Consider the following 16,368-nt stretch of genomic DNA (forward strand, 5'->3'; position numbering starts at 1 on the left):
GAGGAACCGTGGCTGTCTGGGGAAATAATGGTCGCTATTCTCGCACGCAGCGGCAATGAGGCAAAAGGCGCCTGCTACGGAAAACGGCCTTTGTATGCTAGGTGATTGAATTTTTTCAAAAAAAACCATTGACGCCTGCCGAAGTGATGCTTAAGATTCGCACCACTCGAGCGGTGCCAAGCTGCTAACAGCGTTAGCCCTCGAGGCTTGGCCAGATCAGGGCCTGAACCTGACTAGGCTGGTCGGTCGCAGCCACAAGTGCGCCCGTAGCTCAGCTGGATAGAGCATCCGCCTTCTAAGCGGATGGTCGCAGGTTCGAGTCCTGCCGGGCGCGCCAGCGTGCGGTTGTGGATTCAAGAAAGCAATATGGTGGGCGTAGCTCAGTTGGTAGAGCACAGGATTGTGGCTCCTGGTGTCGTGGGTTCGATTCCCATCGTCCACCCCATATTCTGAAAATGCCAGGCACAACAGCCTGGCGTTTTCATTTGCAAGGCAGCCACGCGGACGTGGTGAAATTGGTAGACACACCAGATTTAGGTTCTGGCGCCGCAAGGTGTGAGAGTTCGAGTCTCTCCGTCCGCACCATCTTCTGCTGTTTCAGTTGCCGCTCCCGCCGCAAAGGCGGTTGGCCTGAGCGGTATCCTCCCGGTAAGACTTGCCGCGCTTCAGTCGCCTCGTACTTCACTGCCTTCGTGTTTGCTGCAGGTGACTTCTTTATCCTCTGCCTCTAGAATGCCTCGCTTATTTTTATGGGGCCGGCTGTGTCGGCTTTGTCTGTGCAACGAGGATCATCCATGCAAGTTTCCGTCGAAACCACCTCCTCCATCGAGCGCCGCATGACCGTCGGCGTACCCGCCGAGCGCGTCGAGAGCGAAGTCACCAAGCGTCTGCAGCAGACTGCCCGTCGCGCCAAGGTTCCGGGCTTCCGTCCGGGCAAGGTGCCGATGAACATCATCCGTCAGCGCTATGAGGAGGCTGCTCGTCAGGAGGCCTTGGGTGACCTGATCCAGTCTTCCTTCTATGAAGCGGTGGTACAGGAAAAACTCAATCCCGCCGGCTCTCCCTCGGTCGATGCCAAGGTTTTCGAGAAGGGTCAGCCGTTTGAGTACGTCGCGACCTTTGAGGTGTTCCCGGAGTTCGAAGTTGCCGGTATCGAGGCGCTGAACATCGAGCGCCTGCAGGCTGACGTGGCTGACAGCGACGTGGATGGCATGCTGGATATCCTGCGCAAGCAGAATACCCGCTACGAAGCAGTTGAGCGCGCAGCTCAGAATGACGATCAGCTGAACATCGACTTCGTGGGCAAGGTCGATGGCGAAGCGTTCGCCGGCGGCAGTGCTCAGGGCACCCTGCTGGTACTGGGTTCTGGCCGCATGATTCCGGGCTTCGAAGAAGGCCTGGTGGGTGCCACTGCCGGTGAGGAGCGCGTCCTGAACGTGACCTTCCCGGAGGACTACCAGAACCTCGATCTGGCCGGTAAAGCAGCGGAGTTCACCGTCACCGTCAACAGCGTGGCTGCTCCGCAGCTGCCGGAGCTGAACGACGAATTCTTTGCGCTGTTTGGCGTCAAGGAAGGCGGCCTGGAAGGTTTCCGCGCAGAAGTTCGCAAGAATATGGAGCGTGAACTGCGCCAGGCCATCAAGTCCAAGGTCAAGAGCCAGGTAATGGATGGCCTGCTGGCCGCCAACGAAGTGGCCGTGCCCAAGTCGCTGATTGCCAGCGAAGTCAATCGTCTGCGTGTGCAGGCCGTTCAGCAGTTCGGTGGCAGCATTGACCCGCAGCAGCTGCCGGCTGAGCTGTTCGAAGAGCAGGCCCGTCGCCGTGTGCAGCTGGGGTTGGTCGTGGCTGAGGTGGTCAAGCAGTTCGAGCTCAAGGCGGATGAAGAGCGCGTGCGTACCCTGATCGAGGAAATGGCTTCGGCTTACCAGGAGCCGGCTCAGGTCATCGCTTGGTACTATAAGAATCCGCAGCAGCTCGACGAAGTCCGTTCGGTTGTTCTGGAAGAACAAGTCGTAGATACTGTTCTGCAGAAGGCCAATGTGACCGACAAGCAGGTTTCTTACGAGGATGCCGTGAAGCCGCAACAGGCCTGACGGAAAGCCCACTGGTAAGAAACCCCATAAGCCAGCCAACGTGCTGGCTTATGTGTCTGTACGAGATGACAATCCAGGAGTGAGCGCAGGTATGTTCCGCAATTCTTTCGAGTCGCCGTTCGACGTGCAGGCCGCCGGTGGTCTGGTCCCCATGGTGATCGAGCAGTCGGCTCGCGGTGAGCGCGCCTACGATATCTACTCGCGACTGCTCAAGGAGCGGGTGATCTTCCTGGTTGGGCCGGTCGAGGATTACATGGCCAACCTGGTGGTAGCCCAGCTGTTGTTCCTTGAAGCCGAGAATCCTGACAAGGACATCCACCTCTATATCAACTCGCCGGGCGGCTCGGTGACTGCGGGCATGTCGATCTACGACACCATGCAGTTCATCAAGCCGGATGTCTCGACCATCTGTGTCGGGCAGGCCTGCAGCATGGGTGCCCTGCTGCTCACGGCGGGCGCTGCGGGCAAGCGCTATTGCCTGCCGCATTCTCGCGTGATGATTCATCAACCTCTGGGTGGTTTCCAGGGGCAGGCCTCGGATATTGAGATCCACGCCCGTGAGATTCTCACCATCCGTGATCGCCTCAATCACATCCTGGCGCACCACACGGGGCAGCCCCTTGATGTGGTGGCCCGCGACACCGATCGCGACAACTTCATGAGTGCTGAAGAGGCCATGAAGTACGGTCTGATCGATCAGGTGCTGAGCAAGCGTCAGCTGCCGGCCTGATTCACCTACCTGCAAGTGGCCGGCATTGCCGGTTGGCGCAGGCTTGAAAAAGCCTGCGTCGCTCCCCATCTTGTGTTCGTGCTTACCGGACTGGATTGAATGAATGACTGACACCCGCAACGGTGAGGATAACGGCAAGCTGCTGTATTGCTCCTTCTGTGGCAAAAGCCAGCATGAAGTGCGCAAGCTGATCGCCGGTCCTTCCGTCTATATCTGTGACGAGTGCGTCGACCTGTGCAATGACATCATCCGTGAGGAGGTGCAGGATGCCCAGGCCGAGAGCAAAGCCAGCAAGCTGCCGGCGCCCAAGGAGATCAGCACGATCCTCGATCAATACGTGATCGGCCAGGAGCGTGCGAAAAAGGTGCTGGCAGTGGCGGTGTACAACCACTACAAGCGTCTGGCCCAGAAAGACAAGAAGGGTGATGTCGAGCTTGGCAAGAGCAATATCCTGCTGATCGGCCCGACCGGCTCGGGCAAGACCCTGCTGGCCGAAACCCTGGCGCGCCTGCTGAACGTGCCCTTTACCATGGCTGATGCCACCACGCTGACCGAAGCCGGTTACGTCGGGGAAGATGTCGAGAACATCATCCAGAAGCTACTGCAAAAGTGTGATTACGATGTCGAGAAGGCCCAGATGGGTATTGTCTACATCGATGAGATCGACAAGATTTCCCGCAAGTCGGATAACCCCTCGATCACCCGCGATGTATCCGGTGAGGGCGTGCAGCAGGCGCTACTCAAACTGATTGAGGGGACCGTCGCGTCGGTGCCGCCGCAGGGCGGGCGCAAGCATCCGCAACAGGAGTTCCTGCAGGTGGATACCCGCAATATCCTGTTCATCTGCGGTGGTGCGTTTGCTGGTCTTGAGAAAGTCATCCAGAACCGCTCGACCAAAGGCGGTATCGGCTTCAATGCCGAGGTGCGCAGCAAGGAAGAGGGCAAGAAGGTCGGCGACTCCTTGCGCGAGGTGGAGCCGGATGATCTGGTCAAATTCGGCCTGATTCCGGAGTTCGTCGGTCGTCTGCCGGTGATCGCCACCCTCGAGGAGCTGGATGAAGCGGCACTGATGCAGATCCTCACCGAGCCCAAGAATGCGCTGACCAAGCAGTATGCGCGTCTGTTCGAGATGGAAGGTGTGGAGCTGGAGTTCCGGGCCGATGCGCTGCGCGCAGTGGCGCGCAAGGCGCTGGAGCGCAAGACTGGGGCGCGCGGCCTGCGCTCGATCCTTGAGGGCATTCTGCTCGACACCATGTATGAGATCCCCTCCAGCGATCACGTACAGAAAGTAGTGATCGATGAGAGTGTCATTGAAGGGCGATCCGCGCCGTTGCTCGTGCATGCGTCCGATGAGGAGCCAGCGGTCAGCGCACCGCAGGCGTAAGGACTCAAGGGGGCCGCAATGGCCCCCTTGTCATCAAATTTACGCGAGAACATGGGCGTTCGCAGAACGCCCATGTTCTCGCTGCCTCCTTTAGTGGTTGCCATCTTCACATTGGGTTGGTTATTTTGTGACGCATGACGAAACGCGCCTATAAATTCCGCTTCTACCCGACGCCCGAGCAGGCCGACCTGCTGGCGCGGACGTTCGGCTGCGTGCGCTTCGTCTACAACACGGTGCTGCGCTGGCGCACCGATGCCTTCTTCAAGGAACAGCAGAAGATCAGCTACACCCAGGCCAGCGCACGCCTGACCGCGATCAAGAAGGGGCCGGATCTGGCCTTCACGAAGTCTCGTGTGTTCCGCTTCAGCAGTGCCTTCGTCACCAGCAGGCCGCCTTCAAGCACTTCTTTGAAGGTCGGGCCAAGTACCCGGCGTTCAAGAAGAAACGCCATCGGCAGTCGGCTGAGTTCACGACTTCAGCCTTCAAATACCGCGACGGTCAGTTGTTCCTGGCCAAGTGTGCCGAGCCACTGGCAATCCGCTGGAGTCGGGCGCTTCCTTCTGACCCTTCCATCGTTACCGTATCTCGGGATGCCGCCGGTCGCTACTTTGTGTCCTGCCTGTGCGAGTTCAAACCCGAAACCCTGCCCGTCACGCCGAAGATGATCGGCCTTGATCTGGGCCTGAAAGACCTGTTCGTCACCAGCGAGGGTGAACGGATCGGCAATCCCCGCCATACTGCGAAATACGCCGCCAAGCTGGCTCTGGCGCAGCGCCGGCTGAGCAAGAAAACGCTCGGCTCCGTCAACCGCGCCAAGGCCCGGCAGAAGGTGGCCCGTATTCACGCCAAAATCTCCGATTGCCGCATGGACAGCTTGCACAAGCTGTCCCGCAGACTGATTAACGAGAACCAAGTGGTCTGCACCGAATCCCTCGCCGTGAAAAACCTGATCTGCAACCCGACGCTGAGCAAGGCGATTGCCGACGCCGGCTGGGGCGAACTGACGCGCCAGCTGGCGTACAAGGGTGCCTGGGCTGGGAGGCAGGTGGTCGCCATCGACCGCTGGTATCCCAGCTCCAAACGCTGCTTCTGTTGCGGGTACACGCTGGACGTTTTGCCGCTCAACCTTCGCGCCTGGGCTTGCCCGGAGTGCGGAGCCGAGCATGACCGCGACGTGAATGCTGCGCTCAATATCAAAGCCGCCGGGCTGGCGGTGTTAGCCCTTGGAGAGAACGTAAGCGGCATCGGTCCAGTACCGTTGTCCTGATCTCGTTGAATTGGGAATCTCAGCCCTTCAGGGCGGAGAGCAGTCAATTCTGCATATGTATTGCGCTTGTTTTTTACCAAGCCGACCCCCATCTTCAAGCCTGTGTTCAACGCCCGCTTCGCTGCGTCGCCGGGCTCATCAAAGAGTCGAAATCATGAAGACAGCCCTCAAGTTGCCCCTGTTGCCGCTGCGCGATGTCGTGGTCTACCCGCACATGGTTATTCCGCTGTTTGTCGGGCGCGAGAAGTCCATCGAGGCACTCGAGGCTGCCATGAACGCCGACAAGCAGATTCTGCTGGTCGCTCAGCGCAACCCCGCTGACGATGATCCGGCAGCCGACGGTCTGTATGCCATGGGTACCCTGGCGACGGTGCTGCAGATGCTCAAGCTGCCGGATGGCACCGTGAAGGTGCTGGTCGAGGGTGAGCAGCGGGGCGAGATCGAGCAGATCCGCAGCGAGGAAAATCACCTGGTCGCAGAGGTGCGGCTGCTGGACGAGCAGGCTGTCGATGAGCGCGAGGTGGAGGTGTTCTGCCGCAGCCTGTACGAGCAGTTCGAGCAGTACGTGCAGCTGGGCAAGAAGGTGCCAGCCGAAGTTCTGACCTCCCTTAAGGGCGTCGAAGACCCGGCGCAGCTCGCCGATACCATCGCTGCACACATGGCGCTGCGTATCGAGCAGAAGCAGGAAATCCTCGAGGTGGTCGATCTGACCGCGCGTATTGAGCATGTGCTGGCGCTTCTGGATGCTGAACTGGACCTGCTGCAGGTCGAAAAGCGCATTCGTGGCCGCGTCAAGAAGCAGATGGAGCGCAGTCAGCGCGAGTACTATCTGAACGAGCAGATGAAGGCGATCCAGAAGGAGCTGGGCGAGGGTGAGGATGGTCACAATGAAATCGATGAGCTGAAAAAGCGCATCGACAAGGCGGGCATGACCGCCGAGGCCCTGGCCAAGGCTAACGCCGAGCTGAACAAGCTCAAGCAGATGTCGCCGATGTCGGCTGAAGCCACCGTGGTGCGCTCCTACATCGAGTGGCTGACCAATGTGCCGTGGCAGGCCGAGAGCAAGGTGCGTCTGGATCTCAAGCGTGCCGAGGAAATCCTCGACGCCGACCATTACGGCCTTGATGAAGTCAAGGAGCGCATCCTGGAGTTTCTCGCTGTGCAGAAGCGGGTCAAGAAGCTCAAGGGTCCGGTGCTCTGCCTGGTTGGCCCGCCGGGGGTCGGCAAGACCTCGCTGGCCGAGTCGATCGCCCGCTCGACCAACCGCAAGTATGTACGCATGGCGCTGGGCGGCGTGCGTGACGAGGCAGAAATTCGTGGTCATCGCCGCACCTATATCGGTTCGATGCCGGGCCGGCTGATCCAGCGCATGACCAAGGTCGGGGTGCGCAACCCGCTGTTCCTGCTCGATGAAATCGACAAACTTTCCAGTGACATGCGCGGTGATCCTGCCTCCGCGCTGCTGGAAGTGCTCGACCCGGAGCAGAATCACAATTTCAACGACCATTACCTGGAAGTCGATTACGACCTCTCCAATGTGATGTTCATCTGCACCGCCAACTCGATGAATATCCCGCCGGCCCTGCTGGATCGTATGGAGGTGATCCGTCTGCCGGGTTACACCGAGGACGAGAAGGTCAATATCGCCATCCGTTACCTGGTGCCCAAGCAGGCCGACGCCAACGGGGTGAAGAAGGGCGAGCTGAGCTTTGAAGAAGCCGCGCTGCGCGACATCATCCGCTACTACACCCGTGAAGCCGGTGTGCGTGGTCTGGAGCGGCAGATTGCCAAGGTTTGCCGCAAGGTGGTCAAGGAGCATGGCGGCCAGAAGCGCTTCAATGAGGTGGTCACGGTCGAGCGCCTGGAGCATTACCTGGGCGTGAAGAAGTTCCGTTACGGCCTGGCCGAGGAGCAGGATCAGATCGGTCAGGTCACCGGGCTGGCCTGGACTCAGGTAGGCGGTGAGCTGCTGACCATCGAGGCGGTGACCATGCCGGGCAAGGGGCGTTTGATCAAGACCGGCTCGCTGGGCGATGTGATGGGCGAGTCGATCAGTGCGGCGCTGACGGTGGTGCGCAGCCGTGCGGCGAGTCTCGGTCTCAAGGATGATTTCCATGAGAAGCTCGACGTACACATCCATGTGCCCGAAGGCGCCACCCCCAAGGACGGCCCGAGTGCCGGCATTGGCATGTGCACGGCGCTTGTATCGGCGTTCACCGGCATTGCTGTGAAAGCTGATGTGGCGATGACTGGTGAAATCACCCTGCGCGGTCAGGTGCTGGCCATTGGCGGGCTCAAGGAAAAACTGCTGGCGGCGCACCGGGGCGGCATTCGCACCGTGATCATTCCAGAGGAAAACGTGCGTGACCTGCGCGATATCCCGGAAAACATCAAGTGCGAGCTGCAGATCAAGCCCGTCAAGTGGATTGATGAAGTCCTGGAAATCGCCCTGCAGCGCGCGCCGCAGCCTTTGGTTGAACTGGAAGGGGCCGGCGTGGTGCAGGATGAAAAGCGCGAGGCCGAAAGCCCGGATCGCCCCAGCACGCATTGAGCCGGATGCTTTCTTGACACTCTTTTCGGGCCCTTGTTATAAAGCGGCCCTTCGAGTGTCGGCAGGCTCTAGCAGCCAGTGGTTGCCAACGACCGAGCAAGATACGAATCCAACAGGAACCAAGGGGACTTAGAGTGAACAAGTCGGAACTGATCGATGCCATCGCCGCATCTGCTGATATCCCGAAAGCTGTTGCCGGCCGCGCGCTGGATGCAGTAATCGACTCCATCACCGACGCCCTGAAAGAGGGAGACTCTGTCGTCCTGGTCGGTTTCGGCACTTTCGCCGTCAAAGAGCGTGCCGCTCGCACTGGCCGTAATCCGCAGACCGGTACGCCGATCGAGATCGAAGCGGCGCGCATTCCTGGCTTCAAGCCGGGCAAGGCCCTGAAGGATGCGGTCAACTGAGCGTCATGCTGAGCTGATTATCCCGGCCGCCGCGCGTGGCCGGAGCGCGCCGGTACGCAGATCGTAGGCAGCTATCTCGGATAGCTGTCTCGTCAGTCAAGGGTCTGCAAGGTATCGCGTATCGAGAAGGCGCATCCATGGATGCGCCTTTTTTCTGTGCCAGTACTCCATCCCCGTCCGCGGCTGGAGTGGCGAGAGTGGGGGCTGCATGCTTCAAAATATCAGGGACAACTCCCAGGGCTGGATTGCCAAGACCATCATCGGCTTGATCGTGGTGCTGATGGCGCTGACCGGCGTGGATGCTATCGTTAACGTCAGCAGTGATCGCAACAAGGCGGCGGAAGTGAACGGGCAGGTGATCGGGATTGATGAACTGGCCCGTGCGGTCGATCTGCAGCGCCGTCAGTTGCAGCAGCAGCTGGGCGAGCAGTTCGATGCCTCGCAGCTGGATGAGAACCTGCTGCGCAGCAGCGCCCTGGACGGTCTGATCGAACGTACCCTGCTGCTGCAGGGGGCTGAGCAGGCGGGGATGCGCTTCTCCGATACCGCGCTCGATCAATTGCTGCTGATAACGCCTGAGTTCCAGCAGGATGGCCGTTTCTCGCCCGAGCGCTTCGATCAGATGATTCGCCAGATGGGCTACAGCCGTCTGCAGTTTCGTCAGTTGATGCAGCAGGAAATGCTCATGGGTCAGCTGCAGGCAGGCCTTGCCGGCAGCCACTTTGTGACCGATGAGGAAGTCGCGGCCTTTGCCGCACTCGAGCGCCAGACCCGCAGCTTCGACTATCTGACGCTGAAAGCTGATGCCTCGAATATCCAGATCAGCGAGCAGCAGCTGGCCGATTATTACGCGGCCAACAGTGCTGAGTTCATGTCGCCCGAGCAGGTGGTGATCGAATACCTCGAGCTGAAGAAAGACGCCTTCTTCGATCAGGTTGAGATCAGTGATGACGAGTTGCAGCCGCTCTACGAGCAGGAAATCGCCAACCTGGGCGAGCAGCGCCGTGCGGCGCATATCCTGCTCGAGTTCAGCTCGCGCAGTGATGAAGAGCTGCGTACACAGCTGGAGGCACTGCGCGAGCGCGTCATGGCTGGCGAAGATTTTGCAGCACTGGCCCGCGAGTTCTCCGAGGATACGGGTTCGGCGCGTGAGGGCGGTGATCTGGGCTTTGCCGGGCAGGGCGTCTATGACCCGGCCTTTGAAGAGTCACTGTTCGCTCTGCAGGTTGGTGAGGTTTCTGCCCCGGTCAAGACAGAATTTGGCTGGCACCTGATCCGTCTGCAGGATGTGCAAGCGGCAGAAGTCCCGACGCTGGAAGCGCTGCGCCCGCAGCTGGAGCGCGAACTCAAGGCGCAGAAGGTTGAACAGCGCTTTGTCGAGGTCACCAAGCAGCTTGAGGATGCCGCTTTTGAGTCGGCCGATCTGCAGCAGCCCGCTCAGGAGCTGGGGCTGAGCGTCCAGGAGAGCGAAGCCTTTGGCCGTGACGGCGGGCAGGGCATCACCGCCAACCGTCAGGTGATCCAGGCGGCGTTCAGTGATGAAGTGCTGCTGGAGGCTGCCAACAGCGCACCGCTGGAGCTGGATCCGGATACCGTTGTGGTGCTGCGCGTCAAGGAGCACCGCAAGTCGAGTGTCCGTCCTCTGGAGGCGGTTGCGGAGGCACTGCGCAGCCAACTTACCCAGCAGCAAGCCGCTGAGCGTGCTCGCGAGCAGGGCGATGCATTGCTGCAGGCGCTGCGCCGCGGCGAGACGCCGGCGCTGCCGGCCGGCAGTACGGCTTGGGCGTCGGTCGAGGGTGCGACCCGTGACCAGCAACTGCTGGAGCCTGCGGTGATCGATAGCGTGTTCCGCATGCCGCATCCGCAGGGTGAGACGCCCAGTCTGCTCGGGATGACGCTGGCCAGTGGCGATTACCTGCTGCTGCGCCTGTCGGCCGTGGCAGAGGGCGCTGCAGCGAGCGAGGAGGAGCTGGGCCTGTATCGCCGCTTCCTCGCCAACCGTGGCAGTCAGCTGGACTTCCAGAGTTATCAGCGTCAGCTGCGCACCCAGGCGGATATCGAGCGTTTCTGATTGGCTATTGAGCACGGCGCCATCCCTTCCCGGGGATGGCGCCGTTGTCGTTCCCGGCGCAAGGCCGTCGTGAGCCTTGTGCCCTGATCTTGTTCGGGAGAACCCTTGTGGCCGATGTTGCCATCCATTGGATCCTTGATGACGCCAGCCTGGCCGCGCAGTGCCAGAAGTGGCGTCAGCGTCCTTTCCTGGCGCTGGATACCGAATTCATGCGGGTCGACACTTTTTACCCGATTGCGGCACTGGTGCAGGTGGGCGACGGGCAACAGGCCTGGCTGATCGATCCGCTGCGCATTAGCGACTGGCGTCCCTTTGCGGTGCTGCTTGAGGACCCGGCGGTGATCAAGGTGCTGCACTCCTGCAGCGAGGATCTGGAGGTCTTCCAGCGTCTGACCGGCAGCTGCCCGCAGCCCCTGTTCGATACACAGATTGCCGCCGGCTATCTGAATATCGGGTTCTCGATGGGCTACTCGCGGCTGGTCAAGGAGATCCTGGACATCGAACTGTCCAAGGATGAGACTCGCTCCGACTGGTTGCAGCGTCCACTCAGCGCCCTGCAGATACGCTACGCGGCCGACGATGTGCTGCACCTTAGCGAGGTCTACCAGCGTCTGGATGCCCGTCTGGAGCCGTGGCGGCGCGCCTGGTTGCTGGAAGACGGCGCTGAGCTGGTGGCCGCTCAAGGCGAGAGCACCGAGCCTCTGGAGGCCTGGCGCGAGGTCAAGCTGGCCTGGCGCCTCAATCGCCAGCAACTGGCGGTGCTGCGTGCGCTATGCGCCTGGCGAGAGGCGCAAGCCCGCCAGCGTGATCAGCCGCGTAACCGCATCCTGCGTGAGCGCTCGCTCTGGCCACTGGCGCGTTTCCAGCCGCAGGATACGGCCGCGCTGGCACGCATTGAGGACATGCACCCGCGCACTGTGCGTCAGGACGGTGAAACCGTGCTGCGACTGATCGCCGAGGCGGCGGCCCTGCCGGACGCTCAGTGGCCTGAACTGCTGCCGGAGCCACTGCCGCTGGAGGCGACGGCGCTGCTCAAGCGCCTGCGTGCGGTCGGCCAGCGTGAGGCCGAGCGTTTGGGCATCGTCCCGGAACTGATGCTGCGCAAGAAAACCCTCGAAGCACTGCTGAAAAGCGGTTATCCCCAAGGCCCCTACCAGCTCCCCGATAGCCTGCGTGGCTGGCGTCGTGAGCTGATGGGCCAGATGCTGCTCGATACCCTGGCGCGAGACTGACTGATGAAACGGATCTGCTCCATCTACAAAAGCCCGCGCAAGCGGGAAATGTATCTTTACGTCGACAAGCGCGAGGCGCTGAGTCGGGTGCCCGAGGGGCTGTTGAGCGTCTTCGGCCCGCCCCAGCATGTCTTTGATCTGTTGCTGACCCCGGAGCGCACCCTGGCCCGTGAGGACATCCACAAGGTGCTGGCTAACCTTGAGCAGCAGGGCTATCACCTGCAGATGCCGCCGCCCGAGGAGGAATACATCGAGCATCTGCCCGATGAGCTGCTGCGCCGCAATGATCCGGTGTGAGGCGCGAACATGACTGCAAAGCAGGTGCCGTTCTGGGAGCGCAAGATGCTGGCCGAGATGAGCGAGGCCGAATGGGAGTCGCTGTGCGATGGCTGCGGGCTGTGCTGCCTGCACAAGCTGGAGGACGAGGAGGATGGCAGCGTCTATTACACGCGGATTGCCTGCAAGCTGCTGGATCTGCAGAGCTGCCGCTGCAGTGACTATGCTGAGCGGCATCGTCAGGTGCCGGACTGCATTCGCCTGACACCCGCCCAGGCCGATCAGTTCAACTGGCTGCCGGCGACCTGCGCCTATCGTCTATTGGCTCAGGGGCAGCCATTGCCGGATTGGCATCATCTGGTCTGTGGCGACCCTGATGCCGTGCATGCTGCGCGGATTTCCCAGGCCGGGCGCATGCTGCGTGAGGGGGCGGTCGCTGAAGAAGACTGGGAAGAGCATCTGATCTTCCGCGCCGGCTGAACCTTGTGCGTGAACCAGGGCCTGCTGCCGGGCAGCGGGTCGAATATCTGATCAGGAGGGGCGTCATGTTGTTGCGAGTGATCCGAGGGAGCATCGCTGTGCTCTGCCTGTTGCCCCTGCTGGCAACGGCGGCGCAGCGCGTCAAGCTGGACTATGAGGTGCGCTTTGTACCGGATAGCGATCTGGCCGAAGTCAGCCTGACCCTGGCGCGCGGCCAGGCGGTGCGTTACATCGATTTCAATCTGGGACTGGCGGACGATTACCGCGATTTTCAGGCCGACGGCCAGTGGCTGGAAGACCAGCCCGGGCGTGGCCTGTGGCGTCCTGCCGAGGGGCGTGCCCAGTTGCGTTATCGGGTCAGGGTCAGCCGCGAGCGCAGCAATGGCCGCTTTGATGCGCGCATGACGCCGGAGTGGGCCCTGCTGCGTGGCGATGATCTGGTGCCGCCGGCCCGGGTGGACGTCGAGCCGAATGTCGAGCTGGTCAGCCGCCTGCAGTTCGATCTGCCCGAGGGCTGGACGGCGGTGGAAACCGGCTGGCCGCGCATTGGCAAGCAGCGTTTTCGCATCGATAACCCGGCCCAGCGCTTTGACCGGCCGACCGGCTGGATTCTGGCCGGCAAGCTGGGCGTGCGCCGCGCGACCCTGGGCTCGACCGAGGTCACCGTGGCTGCGCCAGTCGGGGAGGGCATGCGGCGCATGGATATCCTGACCCTGCTGACCTTCGTCTGGCCGCATGCCCAGAGCCTGTTCCCCCGCGAGCCGGGCAAGCTCCTGATCGTCGGCGCAGGTAATCCGATGTGGCGCGGCGGGCTGTCGGCGCCCAATTCGCTGTTCATGCATGCCGATCGCCCGTTGGTCAGCGAGAACGGCACCAGTTCGCTGCTGCACGAGCTGGTGCATGTCTTCTCCCGCATCCGTGACAGCGAACGCAGCGACTGGATCAGCGAGGGTCTGGCCGAGTATTACGCCATCGAGCTGATGCGCCGTGCCGGTGGCATGAGCGAGGCGCGCTATCGCAAGGTGCGTGAGCAGCTCAGCCGCTGGGGGCGCAAGGTCACTTCGCTACGCGGTGAGCGGGTCAGTGGTCCGGTCACCGCGCGTGCGGTGATCCTGCTGCAGGATCTGGACAGCGAGATCCGCCGGGTGACCGCCAATGCGCGCTCGCTGGATGACGTGACCCGCGGCCTGATGCGCCTGGAGCAGGTCACTACCCGCGACTTCGTGCAGATCAGCGAGAATGTGCTGGGCCGCTCATCGCGGGTGCTGGAAGGGCGTCTGCTCAAGTAGCCGCTGAGCGCTGCAGTGCGTCCGTGGCGGACCACTGCAGCGCCTTGAATAGAAAGGCATATTCAAGGGCTGCATCGCGCAGAGCCTGATAGCGCCCGCTCATGCCGCCGTGCCCGGCGCTGAAATCGGTCTTGAGCAGCAGCAAACGATTACCGCGCTGGCACTCGCGCAGCCGTGCCACCCACTTGGCCGCCTCCCAGTATTGCACCCGGCTGTCGTGGTAGCCGGCGATGGCCAGAATCGCCGGGTAGGCTTGGGGGCGGACATTCTCATAGGGTGCGTAAGCGGCGATCCGGGCGTGAACTTCAGGGTCGGTCGGGTCGCCCCATTCGTCGTATTCGGTGATGGTCAGCGGCAGCTCGGGGTGCTGCATGGTGTTGAGGATATCGACAAAGGGCACCTCGGCGATTGCTGCGGCAAACAGCTCAGGGCGCTGGTTGAGGACCGCACCGATCAGCAAGCCGCCAGCGCTGCCGCCGCTGATTGCCAGTTGGTGCGGTGTGGTATAGCCCTGTTGAATCAGTGATTCGGCGCAGGCGATGAAATCGTCAAAGCTGTTCTGCTTGTGCGCCAGTTTGCCCGCGCGGTACCAGGCCTCGCCCAGTTCTCCGCCACCGCGTACATGGGCGATGGCAAACAGAAATCCCCGCTCCAGCAGGCTCAGGCGGGCATGGGAGAACCAGGGATCAAGGCTCTCACCGTAGGCACCGTAGCCGTACAGATAAAGTGGGGCGCTCTGGCGCTGCTCAAGGATCTCACGGCGGCCCACCAGACTGATCGGCACCTGCGTGCCATCGGCGGCGGTGGCCCAGAGCCGCAGGCTCAGGTAGGCGTCGGCCTCGAAGGGGCCTTCTACCGGCATTTCCTTGAGGACCTGCTGCAGGCCGCTGGCCAGCTGCAGCTGGCGGATCTGCGCCGGACGATTGAGTGCCTCGTAGCGCAGGCGGATCACCGTGCTGGTGAACTCCAGCCCATCGTCGATCTCCAGGCTATACGCTGCATCGGGCAGCTGTACCCGGTAGCTGGCGCCGCCTTGAGGATGCACCTCGATCACCGGCAAACCGGCCTCACGGCGCTCAAGACAAAAGGCGCCCGCGTTGAGGCTGACGCTTTCCAGCATGCTGTCGTCGCGGTGGCCAATGAGGGGCTGCCAGTGGGCGCGCTCCGGCTGCGTCTCGCTGGCGCGGTACAGGGCGAAGTTGATCCCGGCCTGGTTGCTGCGGATCAGCCAGCTGTACTGGCCCTCGAGCAGGCCGTGGTCGGGGTAGTATTCGTGACCCTCCTCGCGGGGCGCCAGGCAGGTAAACGTACCGAGGGGCTGCTCGGCATCGAGCACCCAGGCTTCGCTGGTGGTCTTGCTGCTCAGCAACAGGATCAGTTGCCGCTCGGAGCTGGCGCGGTGGCAATCGAGGAAGAAGCGTCCATCGCTTTCCTCAAAGACGCAGCAGGCCTGCGCCTCTCCCAGCCGGTAGCGCTGCAGGCGGTACGGGCGATGGGTGTCGTCGAGGGTGGCAAAGAATAGCGTCTGGCTGTCATTGGCCCAGACCAGACTGCCATCGCAGTCACTGAATGGCAGCGTCTGCAGGGCGCCGGTTTCCAGATCCTTCACATGCAGGGTGAAGATCTCGTCACCGCAGGTGTCTAGGCTGTAGGCCAGGTAGCGGTGGTCAGGGCTGATCACGAAGCCGCCCAGCGCGATATACCCCTCACCGGCCAGGGCATTCAGATCCAGCAGCAGGGTCTCGCTGGCGCTGTCAATGGCCAGTGAGTCATCTGCCGGACGCGCACAGCGGTAATGACGCGGATACTCCTCGCCGGCGCAGGTACGCTGGTAATACAGCCACGGCCCCCAGGGGACAGGTAGGGAGAGATCGGTTTCGCGGATACGGCTGCGAATTTCCTCGAACAGCTGTTCGCGCAGGGCGGCGCTGTCGGCCATGCAGTGGTCGAGCCAGGCGTTTTCTGCCTGCAGATGGGCAAGAACCTCGGGAGCATCGCGCTGCTCCAGCCAGGCGTAAGGGTCGCTACCGGGCTGGCGATGAGCGCGTGGGGCAGTGCTGGACATCAGTGTCTCCGGCCGCGCAGTCGGCGCGGCTGTGGGCAAAAATCGTTATCATAGGCGCCTACGTCCTGCGGCGACACGAACTGATGAGCGAATACGATTACCTTCTTGCCTGGAACCTCTATGTGCTGGCAGCTCTCGGCTGCCTGCTGGTGGGCTTTCAGCTGACCAGCTGGCTATGGCGCTGGCTGCGCGAGCCGCTGTGGGTGGTGATGGCGGTGCTGCTGTTCACGCCGACGCTGATTGATCCTGCTCACGGCCTGTATGCGCCGTCGATTGCGGTCGCCGCGCTGGATCTGCTGTTCAGAACCGGCAACAACCTGTGGATGGCGGCCACCGATCTGGCCTCCTTTGCGTTGATCGGTGCAGCGCTGTATCTGGTATTTGTTGCGATACGCTGGCCGCTGGAGCGCCGCCGCGCCGCGCAGAAGGCCGAGCATGATGCCCAGCTGCAGCAGCGCCTTGAGCGGATCGAGGCGGAAAGCTCGCTCGTGCCGCATCGCCGCGAACCGCGTATCTGAGCAGG

The 16,368-nt window shown here is 61.8% G+C and carries 13 protein-coding genes, 3 tRNA genes and 1 pseudogene; 16 read left to right on the top strand and 1 reads right to left on the bottom strand.

Annotation, left to right across the window (positions count from 1 at the left end):
* The first annotated feature begins 260 nt into the window (after positions 1–260).
* From MXC11_RS07800 to MXC11_RS07870, 15 genes and pseudogenes are all read left to right on the top strand, one after another.
* Positions 261–337: transfer RNA gene (locus MXC11_RS07800), tRNA-Arg, on the top strand.
* Between the two features lie 32 nt (positions 338–369).
* Positions 370–445 (top strand) — tRNA-His (locus MXC11_RS07805).
* A 55-nt stretch (positions 446–500) separates the two neighbouring features.
* A tRNA-Leu gene (locus tag MXC11_RS07810) sits at positions 501–585 on the top strand.
* A gap of 209 nt (positions 586–794) precedes the next feature.
* A complete protein-coding gene (gene tig, locus MXC11_RS07815; protein WP_250007339.1) occupies positions 795–2,093 on the top strand; it encodes a trigger factor in 1,299 nt (432 codons plus the stop codon).
* Between the two features lie 91 nt (positions 2,094–2,184).
* Positions 2,185–2,823, top strand: coding sequence for an ATP-dependent Clp endopeptidase proteolytic subunit ClpP (gene clpP / locus MXC11_RS07820; protein ID WP_250007341.1), 639 nt, complete (start codon positions 2,185–2,187; stop codon positions 2,821–2,823).
* A 103-nt stretch (positions 2,824–2,926) separates the two neighbouring features.
* Positions 2,927–4,207: an ATP-dependent Clp protease ATP-binding subunit ClpX gene (gene clpX / locus MXC11_RS07825; RefSeq protein WP_250007343.1), complete on the top strand. Its 1,281-nt coding sequence runs from the start codon at positions 2,927–2,929 to the stop codon at positions 4,205–4,207.
* A gap of 134 nt (positions 4,208–4,341) precedes the next feature.
* Positions 4,342–4,407, top strand: a pseudogene (locus tag MXC11_RS07830) (helix-turn-helix domain-containing protein); the annotation flags it as partial.
* A gap of 41 nt (positions 4,408–4,448) precedes the next feature.
* Complete coding sequence (locus tag MXC11_RS07835; RefSeq protein ID WP_250007423.1) at positions 4,449–5,474, top strand: RNA-guided endonuclease InsQ/TnpB family protein; 1,026 nt, start codon at positions 4,449–4,451, stop codon at positions 5,472–5,474.
* Between the two features lie 154 nt (positions 5,475–5,628).
* Positions 5,629–8,025 (top strand): endopeptidase La, encoded by a 2,397-nt coding sequence (gene lon / locus MXC11_RS07840; protein WP_250007345.1) that lies wholly within the window; start codon positions 5,629–5,631, stop codon positions 8,023–8,025.
* A gap of 134 nt (positions 8,026–8,159) precedes the next feature.
* Positions 8,160–8,432, top strand: a complete 273-nt coding sequence (locus tag MXC11_RS07845; protein WP_250007347.1) for an HU family DNA-binding protein — start codon at positions 8,160–8,162, stop codon at positions 8,430–8,432.
* Between the two features lie 208 nt (positions 8,433–8,640).
* A complete protein-coding gene (locus MXC11_RS07850; protein WP_250007349.1) occupies positions 8,641–10,503 on the top strand; it encodes a SurA N-terminal domain-containing protein in 1,863 nt (620 codons plus the stop codon).
* Positions 10,504–10,610: 107 nt separating this feature from the next.
* Entirely contained in the window at positions 10,611–11,735 is a 1,125-nt protein-coding gene (gene rnd, locus MXC11_RS07855; RefSeq protein ID WP_250007351.1) for a ribonuclease D, read from the top strand.
* Positions 11,736–11,738: 3 nt separating this feature from the next.
* The gene (locus tag MXC11_RS07860) at positions 11,739–12,032 is read left to right on the top strand and encodes a YcgL domain-containing protein (protein WP_250007353.1); all 294 of its coding nucleotides are present in this window, start codon (positions 11,739–11,741) and stop codon (positions 12,030–12,032) included.
* 9 nt (positions 12,033–12,041) lie between these two features.
* Positions 12,042–12,491, top strand: coding sequence for a YcgN family cysteine cluster protein (locus MXC11_RS07865; protein ID WP_250007355.1), 450 nt, complete (start codon positions 12,042–12,044; stop codon positions 12,489–12,491).
* 65 nt (positions 12,492–12,556) lie between these two features.
* Positions 12,557–13,780 (top strand): M61 metallopeptidase family protein, encoded by a 1,224-nt coding sequence (locus MXC11_RS07870; RefSeq protein WP_250007357.1) that lies wholly within the window; start codon positions 12,557–12,559, stop codon positions 13,778–13,780.
* Here MXC11_RS07870 and MXC11_RS07875 read toward each other — a convergent pair.
* On the bottom strand, positions 13,773–15,845 hold the full coding sequence (locus MXC11_RS07875) for a S9 family peptidase (protein ID WP_250007359.1): 2,073 nt from the start codon (positions 15,843–15,845) through the stop codon (positions 13,773–13,775). The genes MXC11_RS07870 and MXC11_RS07875 overlap by 8 nt on opposite strands.
* An 83-nt stretch (positions 15,846–15,928) precedes the next feature.
* Here MXC11_RS07875 and MXC11_RS07880 point away from each other — a divergent pair, with 83 nt between their 5' ends.
* Positions 15,929–16,363: an MFS transporter gene (locus MXC11_RS07880; RefSeq protein WP_250007361.1), complete on the top strand. Its 435-nt coding sequence runs from the start codon at positions 15,929–15,931 to the stop codon at positions 16,361–16,363.
* Positions 16,364–16,368: the final 5 nt, after the last annotated feature.

The sequence above is a fragment of the Pseudomonas eutrophicaquae genome (assembly GCF_023544715.1).
Lineage (GTDB): Bacteria > Pseudomonadota > Gammaproteobacteria > Pseudomonadales > Pseudomonadaceae > Geopseudomonas.

Bases quoted from the DNA above. Each gene is read 5' to 3' on its own strand.
- clpP (WP_250007341.1), top strand. From the start codon at position 2,185: ATGTTCCGCAATTCTTTCGAGTCGCCGTTCGACGTGCAGGCCGCCGGT.
- lon (WP_250007345.1), top strand. From the start codon at position 5,629: ATGAAGACAGCCCTCAAGTTGCCCCTGTTGCCGCTGCGCGATGTCGTG.
- clpX (WP_250007343.1), top strand. From the start codon at position 2,927: ATGACTGACACCCGCAACGGTGAGGATAACGGCAAGCTGCTGTATTGC.
- MXC11_RS07875 (WP_250007359.1), bottom strand. From the start codon at position 15,845: ATGTCCAGCACTGCCCCACGCGCTCATCGCCAGCCCGGTAGCGACCCT.
- MXC11_RS07865 (WP_250007355.1), top strand. From the start codon at position 12,042: ATGACTGCAAAGCAGGTGCCGTTCTGGGAGCGCAAGATGCTGGCCGAG.
- MXC11_RS07870 (WP_250007357.1), top strand. From the start codon at position 12,557: ATGTTGTTGCGAGTGATCCGAGGGAGCATCGCTGTGCTCTGCCTGTTG.
- MXC11_RS07850 (WP_250007349.1), top strand. From the start codon at position 8,641: ATGCTTCAAAATATCAGGGACAACTCCCAGGGCTGGATTGCCAAGACC.
- tig (WP_250007339.1), top strand. From the start codon at position 795: ATGCAAGTTTCCGTCGAAACCACCTCCTCCATCGAGCGCCGCATGACC.
- MXC11_RS07880 (WP_250007361.1), top strand. From the start codon at position 15,929: ATGAGCGAATACGATTACCTTCTTGCCTGGAACCTCTATGTGCTGGCA.
- MXC11_RS07860 (WP_250007353.1), top strand. From the start codon at position 11,739: ATGAAACGGATCTGCTCCATCTACAAAAGCCCGCGCAAGCGGGAAATG.